General features: G+C 72.6%; 1 protein-coding gene. It reads left to right on the forward strand.

The window, feature by feature from the left end; translation table 11 throughout:
• Positions 1-1,451: ABC transporter ATP-binding protein (locus B8460_RS15860; protein WP_048862583.1), on the forward strand; the 1,451-nt coding region annotated here is incomplete at its 5' end.
• Positions 1,452-1,466: the final 15 nt, after the last annotated feature.

Raw genomic sequence — 1,466 nt, forward strand, 5'->3', positions numbered from 1 at the left:
GCGAGAACGGTGCCGGCAAGTCGACGCTGGTGAAGATCATCTACGGCGTGCTGCAGGCCGACGAGGGCACGATCGAATGGGACGGCACGCCGGTCCATATCCCGGAGCCGCGCGCCGCCCGCCGGCTCGGCATCGGCATGGTGTTTCAGCATTTCTCGCTGTTCGATGCGATGACGGTGCTGGAGAACGTCGCCCTCGGCATGGACCGGCCCGGCCGGCTGCCGGCGCTCGCCGAGCGGCTGCGCGCGGTGAGCGCGGAATACGGCCTGCCGCTCGATCCGACGCGCGACGTGCACACGCTGTCGGTCGGCGAGCGGCAGCGGATCGAGATCGTGCGCTGCCTGCTGCAGTCGCCGCGTCTGCTGGTGATGGACGAACCGACCTCCGTGCTGACGCCGCAGGAGGTGGAGCGGCTGTTCGCCACCCTGCGCAAGCTCGCGGCCGGCGGCTGCTCGATCCTCTACATCAGCCACAAGCTCGCCGAGATCCGCGCGCTGTGCGACCGCGCGACGGTGCTGCGCGGCGGCCGCGTCGTCGGCGCCTGCGACCCGAAGCAGGAGACGGCGGCGAGCATGGCGGAGATGATGATCGGCGTGCAGGTCCGTCCGGCCGGGCGCGTGCGCGGCGGGCATGTCGGGGCGCCGCGGCTGGAGCTGAACGGACTGAACCTTCCGGCCGCCGCCGCGCACGGCACGCCCTTGCGCGACATCTCGCTGTCGGTGCGGGCGGGCGAGATCGTCGGCATCGCGGGCGTCGCCGGCAACGGGCAGAACGAGCTGCTGGCGGCGATCAGCGGCGAACGCATCTCCCACTACGACATGGTGATGCTCGACGGTGCCAACTGCGGCAACGAGGGGCCGGCGGCGCGCCGGCAGCGCGGCCTGTGCTGCGTGCCGGAGGAGCGCAACGGCCATGCGGCGATTCCGGATTTTTCGCTGACCGACAACGCGGTGCTGACCGCCTACCGGCGCAAGAACCTGCTGTACGCCGGTCTGATCCGCTTCGCCGCCGCCGCCGGCTTCACGCGCGGCATCGTCGCCGATTACGACGTGCGCACGCCGGGGGTGGAGGCGCGGGCCGGCAGCCTGTCCGGCGGCAATCTGCAGAAGTTCATCATCGGCCGCGAGGTGCTGCAGGCGCCGGAGGTGCTGGTCGTGTCGCAGCCGACCTGGGGCGTCGATGCCGGGGCGGCCGCGGCGATCCACACCGCGCTGATCGCACTGGCGGCGGCGGGCGCCGCGGTGCTGCTGATCTCGCAGGACCTCGACGAGCTGCTGGCGCTGTCGGACCGGCTGGCGGTGATCAACATGGGCGCCCTGTCGCCGCCGCAGCCGACCGAGCGCGTGTCGATCGCCGAACTCGGCCTGCTGATGGGCGGCATGCACGGCGAGACGCCGCCGCCCGCCGCCCCGGCGCCCGGCCCGCCGCAGGAGACCGCGCATGCGCTTTAGGATCGAGCCGCGTCG

Origin of the sequence: Acidisphaera rubrifaciens HS-AP3 (assembly GCF_000964365.1) — a bacterium.
In the GTDB taxonomy this organism is placed as follows: domain Bacteria; phylum Pseudomonadota; class Alphaproteobacteria; order Acetobacterales; family Acetobacteraceae; genus Acidisphaera; species Acidisphaera rubrifaciens.